This is a genomic window from Bacillus cereus group sp. MYBK108-1 (assembly GCF_051917185.1).
GTDB classification, from domain to species: domain Bacteria; phylum Bacillota; class Bacilli; order Bacillales; family Bacillaceae_G; genus Bacillus_A; species Bacillus_A cereus.
Genome location: NZ_JBQAHZ010000037.1, coordinates 39,379 through 46,790, shown reverse-complemented (window position 1 = coordinate 46,790; position 7,412 = coordinate 39,379). Strand labels below are relative to the sequence as shown.

The window sequence follows — 7,412 nt, the reverse complement described above, 5'->3', positions numbered from 1 at the left end:
TGGGTAATGAACTCTTGTCTTCAAACGAAAAACACCTCCATTGAATTTGCATACTTAGTATGCGAATTCAGGAGGTGTTTTTTTCATGTACCACTATTCGGGTTCACTTCACACTTCTAAGGTTTTTGTTTGCCTCGCTTCTTATTCACGTAATCCTTTAATAAACGTTTCCAATAATACATGTAAACTTATATCCAGATCTAACGGCAAACCAAATCCGCCTTGCTGTTCAATCGAAGCAAATCCATGACAAATACTTCTGAATCCGCGTGTCGCATGAAGTGCATTCTCTCCTTCTAAGCCATACTGTTGTAAAACCTGAAGACAAAGCTTTACAATTCCGTCACCTGCTTTTCTTACTTCTTCATCTCGTAAAAAAGTTGCTTCATATAGTCCAGGATGTTTTCGGACAAATGCTACATACGCTTCTCCTAAAGCATGAATTGCTTCATCCATCCGTTTATCCTCGGCAGCTTCTTCCAGTCTGTTATGCAGCTTTTTGATTCCGTAAATGCCAAGATTTTTCCGTACATGTTGTAACCCTTTTACATGATTATATAGTGAGGGCGAACGTACCCCTAACGTTTGCGCTAATGAAGCTAACGTTACTTCTTGTACTCCATTTGCATCTGCAATTTCTGCTGCTGTTTCTACAATTTTTTGTAATGTAAGTCCGATTCTCGGTGACATCAATTAACCCTCTTTTCTACTTTCTATATTCCGCTTCGCTTCTTTAATAGCAAGCTCTATGAAAGCCACTGGATCGTTTATCATTTTTCCATGTCCTGCCGCAAGCAAGGAAGGCTCATATTCTCTTAACTTCTCTGCACTTTGTAATGATATTTCTTTGCTCCACGTTGCCATCGCCGGAAACGGAAACCAAAATTTCATTTGTCCTGAAACAGCCATACCTCCTCTTGTTTGGAATGCATCCCCAACAATAAGAGCTTTATTTCTTACATCAAGAAACGACATGGAGCCCGGCGTATGTCCCGGTGTCATAATCGCAAGAAGCGATCCAACTCGGTCGCCATCTTCTAATAAAATATCAGGTACCGTTTTTATCTTTTTAGGTACACCGCCTTTTATTGGCGTATTCGGTTCATCCTTTTGTAACGTCGTATCTCCTTCTAACAGCTTTCCGTCCCGCTTAGAAATATAGACTAGAACATGAGGAAGTACTTCCTTTAATGCATCTAATGCACCAATGTGATCATCATGCGCATGTGTTAATACAATTTTAGTAATTGGTTTTCCTATTTTCTCAGCCGCCTGTAAAATACCTTTTGCGCTATATGGCAAAGCCGCATCAATTAAAGTTAAACCAGCTTCTTCCTCCACAAAGTAACAATTTACAGGAAACGCTCTTGGCAAAAATGACAATTGATATACCGTTTTTTCATGTATCATCCTCATAGTCCCATCTCCCTTTTCACGAAAACTAATACCATTAGTTTTATTATACTAATGGTATTAGTTTTATGTCACTAAAAATTTATTTTTTTCAAAAAAAAGAACAGTAGCCGTATAAACGACTACTGTTCTTTAAAGATATTAAACTGTGTAACGCTCATCTTCTAAAATTTTCGCAGCGATTTCACGTTTCTTCGGAATTACGTTAAGTGGTGTATGGCGAGTTAATTTACGTAATGATGATAACATCATGCGCAGCATGTCGCCATTTTCAACTGCGATAAGTGTTTCTTTCGCATCTGCTTCGATTTCGTTAAATGCTTCTTGGCAGAATACTTCAGTGTATAACACTTTTTGTTTATTCTTTTCAAGACCAGTTGTTTTGATCGCTTTTTCTGTACGAAGAACAGCTGATTCCATTGCGTATAGATTGCTTACGATGTCAGCGATATTCACAAGAATTTCTTGCTCTTTATCTAATGCTTTACCGTATTTTTGAGCCGCTAATCCAGCTACCATTAAGCCGATTTTCTTCGCATTAGTTACTAAATACTTTTGAAGTGCTAATGGCTCATCGCCTACTTCTTCTGGCATCATCATCATTAACTCTTCTTGTAATTTTTGTGCTTTTTGAAGAAGTGGTAATTCACCTTTCATCGCTTTACGTAAGAACGTACCTGGTACGATTAGGCGGTTAATTTCGTTCGTTCCTTCGAAAATACGGTTAATACGAGAATCACGGTACATTCTTTCAATCTCGTACTCTGCCATAAATCCGTAACCACCGTGAATTTGAACACCTTCATCTACTGTATAGTCTAATACTTCAGAACCGAATACTTTGTTTAAAGAGCACTCGATTGCATATTCAGCGATAGAAGCTGCTACTGCTTTACCGTCTTTTACTTCTTCTTCAGATAATGTGCTCATGCGGCTTTCGAATAAACCTACTGTACGATATACAGAGCTTTCAGCTGCATATGTTTTTGCTGCCATATTCGCAAGTTTCTCTTGAATTAATGGGAAGCGAGCGATTGGTTGTTTGAACTGTTGACGTTGGTTTGCATATTGTGCTGAAATTTCTACTGCACGTTTCGCAGATCCAACTGTACCAACACCTAATTTATAACGACCGATATTTAAAATGTTGAATGCGATAATATGACCTTTACCGATTTCACCAAGTAAGTTTTCTTTCGGTACTAACGCATCTTCTAAAATTAACGTACGAGTTGAAGAACATTTAATACCCATTTTCTTTTCTTCTGGGCTTGTAGATACGCCAGCGTAGTCTTTCTCTACGATAAATGCTGAGAAGTGCTCTCCATCGATTTTTGCATATACAACGAATACGTCAGCGAATGCAGAGTTTGTAATCCACTGTTTTTCACCATTTAATACGTAATGTGTACCTTCTGCATTTAAACGTGCAGTTGTTTTTGCACCTAATGCGTCAGATCCTGAACCTGGCTCTGTTAATGCGTATGCAGCTAATTTTTCACCAGTTGCAAGTAATGGTAAATACTTTTTCTTTTGCTCTTCGTTACCGAATAATACGATTGGTAAAGATCCGATACCTACGTGAGCACCGTGAGTAATTGCAAAGCCACCAGCGCGAGAGAATTTCTCTGCGATTAACGCTGAGCTTACTTTATCAAGACCAATTCCGCCGTACTCTTCTGGTACGTCAGCGCCTAATAAACCAAGTTCCCCAGCTTCTTTTAAAAGACGAACTGAACGATCAAATTCATGTTGCTCTAAATATTCAAGCTCTGGAAGAACTTCATTTACGATAAAGTCCTCTGTCGTTTTTGCAATCATTTTATGCTCAGATGAAAAATCTTCTGGCGTAAACACTTGATCAATCGTAATCTCATCTACTAAAAAGCTACCGCCTTTAACCGCATTTCCTACTGTTTTTTCCATGAAAATTTCCTCCTTCATATTTTCATGAGCCGCTTCTCTCTTTTTGAAAGAAGCTGGCTCTCCCTTTTTTTATAAACCTTTGTTGCTTCCATTCTTTGCATTGGCAGCGTCTCGTTCTGAGCGAACCGCTTCCACTTTTTTTATAATCCAGTTCCAGTGGCTAAAACAGTCGGTCGTTTCCCCCCTTCCTTTGAGGCAAAAAGCGCCTCTTCGTCAGGGCTTCCAACGCCCTCCTGTTCTAAACGAGCCACCTGCACTTTTTTATAATCCAGTTCCAGCGGCTAGAATGTTCGGTGGCTTCGCTTCTTCCTGCGAGGCAGAGAACGCCTCTACGTCTGAAGCTCCATCCCCCTCACATTCTGAACGAGCCGCTTCCACTTTTTATAGTAATTCAAATACTCCCGCTGCTCCCATTCCGCCGCCGATACACATTGTTACGATACCGAATTGTTCGTTGCGGCGTTTCATTTCGTGAATAAGAGATAGTGTTAGTTTTGCCCCTGTACAGCCAAGTGGATGTCCAAGTGCGATTGCACCACCGTTTACGTTTACTTTTTCTTCATCTAAACCAAGTTCACGAATAACTTGAATTGATTGAGAAGCGAATGCTTCATTTAGTTCAAATAAGCCAATATCAGATAGCTCTAAGCCAGCTAGTTTTAGCGCTTTTGGAATTGCAGCGATTGGGCCGATTCCCATTACTTCTGGTGGTACGCCAGCTACTGCAAATGAACGGAATTTCGCAAGTGGCTTCATGCCATCGCTCACTGCTTTTTCGCGATCCATTAATAGTACAGATGCTGCACCGTCACTCATTTGTGAAGAATTACCAGCTGTTACAGAACCGCGAACGTTAAATGCTGGACGTAATTTCCCTAAAATGTCTAGCGTCGTCTCTGCTCTTACACCTTCGTCTTGTGCGAAAGTGATTGTTTCTTCTTGCAGTTTATTGTTTGATCCAACCGAGCGTAACGTCACATCTACAGGTACTGTTTCATCAGCAAAGTTTCCTGCAGCTAATGCTTTCGCAGCACGTTGATGACTTCTTACTGCAAATGCATCTTGCTCTTCACGAGAAATTCCATATTTCACAGCAACTTGCTCTGCTGTATGTCCCATACCCATATAATATTCTGGAGCCGCTTCTACAAGGCGACTATTCGGACGAACAACGTGTCCCATCATTGGAACTAAACTCATTGATTCTGCTCCGCCTGATAATACAGCTTCAGAGTGACCAAGCATAATACGCTCTGCTCCGTAAGCGATACTTTGTAAACCTGAAGAACAGTAACGGTTAATCGTAATAGCTGGAACATCGTAAGAAAGTCCTGCTAATCCGCCGATATTACGAGCCATATTTAAACCTTGCTCTGCTTCTGGCATCGCACAACCGAAAATTAAATCATCGATTGGTCCTTCATAATTCGCACGCTTTAACGTTTCCTTTACTACTAACGCCCCTAGATCGTCAGGACGAACTGTTTTTAATGAACCCCTCTTTGCCTTTCCAATTGGTGTTCTTGCTCCCGCAACAATGACAGCTTCTCTCATGAACGATATCTCCCCTCGTTATTAGTTACGTAATGGCTTTCCTTTTACAAGCATGTGCTGCATTCTTGCTTGTGATTTCATCTCACTTACTAAGCTAATAAATGCTTCACGTTCTACATCTAATAAATATTGCTCATCAACTTCTGTTCCGTACGGTACTTTTCCGCCCGCAATGACATATGCAAGTTTCTTCGCAATGTGAAGGTCATACTCTGAAATGTAACCAGATAAATGCATTGCTTCTGCACCAAGTGCAAGAGTTGCATATCCTGTTTCCCCAACAACTGGTATCTTTTTGCGGATTGGCGCTTTGTAACCAGCTTCATATAAAGCAAGTGCTTTCTGTTTCGCATCGTATAGTAAGTGATCACCATTCACACTAATACCATCTTTATCACCTAAGAAGTTATGAGAAACTGCTTCTTGTCCTGAAGTTGAAACTTTCGCCATTGCGACTGTTTCGAACACTTTATTTGCAACTTTTTGCAGATCAAACTCTACACCGTTTGCCATTTTGTTTAAGTGTTTAATGTATAGCTCTTTATTACCGCCTCCGCCAGGGATTAAGCCAACACCAACTTCTACTAAGCCCATATACGTTTCACTAGAAGCTTGAATGCTCGCTGCTGGTAAGCAAACTTCTGTACCTCCGCCAAGCGTCATACCATATGGTGCTGCTACAACTGGCTTAGAAGAGTACTTAATTTTCGTCATTGCATCTTGGAAGTTTTTCACAACTAACTCAATTTCAAAGTAGTTGTCGTCTTGTGCTTCCATTAAGATCATTGCTAGGTTCGCACCAACGCAGAAGTTCTTCGATTGGTTACCGATAACAAGACCTTTATAATTCTTTTCTACTTCATCAACAGCGTAGTTAATCATTTGCGTAATATCCATACCGATTGCATTGCTCTTCGAATGGAACTCTAAGCAAAGGATGCCGTCGCCTAAATCAATTAAGCTCGCTCCGCTATTTTTCTTTAATACACCATTTTTCGCTTTTAATTGCTTAAGAGAAATTGCTTTTTTATTACGCTCGATTAGCTTATATTTGCCATTATCGTAATAGTAGCTATCGCCGTTATCATGTTTATAGAAAGTAGTGAAACCTTTCTCTAACATTTCTTTCACCCAAGTAGGAACAACTACGCCGTTTTCTTCCATCTTTTGAACAGATTTTTCAACGCCGATTGCATCCCACACTTCAAATGGCCCTTGCTCCCATCCAAAGCCCCACTTCATCGCTTGGTCAATTGCAACGATATCGTCAGCAATTTCTTTATGAAGTTTTGCAGAGTATAAAAGAGTTGGTGTAATGATGTTCCATAATAACTCTCCTGCACGGTCTTTTGCGTATACAAGCGCTTTCAATTTATTCGCTAAACCTTTTTCTTGTTTACTTAACTCTACGGATGCAGCTTTTAATTTTTTACGCGCTTCGTATTCCATCGTTTCAGGATTTAATTCTAAAATTTCTTTTCCTTGTTTTAAGAAGAAGCCTTGACCCGTTTTACTTCCAAGCCATTTTTTCTCCAGCATGTCATGCATGAAAGCTGGTACTTTAAATACATCACGCTCTTCTTCTTGCACATTTTCATATACGTTATTTGCAACATGTACGAATGTATCTAAACCTACAACATCTAATGTGCGGAACGTTGCGCTCTTCGGACGACCAATAAGTGGGCCTGTTACAGAATCAACTTCCCCAATGCTATAGCCGCGTTTTACCATCTCTTGAAGAGTAACAAGTAAACCGTACGTACCGATGCGGTTTCCAATAAAGTTTGGTGTATCTTTTGCGATAACAACACCTTTTCCAAGAACGTCTTCGCCAAATAGTTTCATGAAGCTTAATACTTGTGGATCTGTTTCTTTCGTCGGTATTACCTCTAGAAGTTTTAAATATCGTGGTGGGTTAAAAAAGTGTGTGCCTAAGAAGTGTTTCTGGAAGTCGTCTGAACGACCTTCTGCCATTTTTTCAACTGAAATACCTGACGTATTCGAGCTTACGATAGAACCCGGTTTACGAACCGCATCTACTTTTTCAAATAGTTTCTTTTTAATATCTAAGTTTTCAACTACTACTTCAATAATCCAATCTACATCAGCTAGACGCTCAAGGTCATCTTCTAAATTACCTGCTTCAATCAGTGCTAAATTTCCTTTCACTGTCAGAGGAGCTGGTTTTTGCTTTAATAGTTTTTGCACAGCCATATTACTAAAACGATTTCTCACACTTTTATGTTCTAATGTAAGTCCCTTCGCTTCTTCTTCTTTCGTAAGCGCAGGTGGTACAATATCAAGCAATAATGTCGGAATACCAATATTAGCTAAGTGTGCCGCAATTCCCGAACCCATTACGCCTGAACCTAGAACAGCAGCCTTTTTAATTTGGAACATCCAATTCTCCCCCTATTCTTGAATGAATGCTCATTCAATTTTTCGACATAAGTCGCAATCAATGAGTGAGCCTCTACTAATAAATATATGATACTGTTTAAATTTTCGCAATATAT

The 7,412-nt window shown here is 39.8% G+C and carries 5 protein-coding genes; all 5 read right to left on the bottom strand.

The window, feature by feature from the left end; translation table 11 throughout:
- Positions 1–141: 141 nt before the first annotated feature.
- Positions 142–690 carry a TetR/AcrR family transcriptional regulator gene (locus ACTFSL_RS28840; protein ID WP_440042816.1) on the bottom strand — a complete coding sequence of 183 codons (549 nt, stop codon included), beginning with the start codon at positions 688–690 and terminating at the stop codon, positions 142–144.
- A gap of 3 nt (positions 691–693) precedes the next feature.
- Entirely contained in the window at positions 694–1,416 is a 723-nt protein-coding gene (locus ACTFSL_RS28835) for an MBL fold metallo-hydrolase (RefSeq protein ID WP_440042814.1), read from the bottom strand.
- A gap of 138 nt (positions 1,417–1,554) precedes the next feature.
- Complete coding sequence (locus tag ACTFSL_RS28830; protein ID WP_000416291.1) at positions 1,555–3,339, bottom strand: acyl-CoA dehydrogenase family protein; 1,785 nt, start codon at positions 3,337–3,339, stop codon at positions 1,555–1,557.
- A gap of 381 nt (positions 3,340–3,720) precedes the next feature.
- Positions 3,721–4,893: an acetyl-CoA C-acetyltransferase gene (locus tag ACTFSL_RS28825; RefSeq protein ID WP_001206324.1), complete on the bottom strand. Its 1,173-nt coding sequence runs from the start codon at positions 4,891–4,893 to the stop codon at positions 3,721–3,723.
- 21 nt (positions 4,894–4,914) lie between these two features.
- Complete coding sequence (locus tag ACTFSL_RS28820; RefSeq protein WP_440042811.1) at positions 4,915–7,296, bottom strand: 3-hydroxyacyl-CoA dehydrogenase/enoyl-CoA hydratase family protein; 2,382 nt, start codon at positions 7,294–7,296, stop codon at positions 4,915–4,917.
- Between the last annotated feature and the right edge of the window lie 116 nt (positions 7,297–7,412).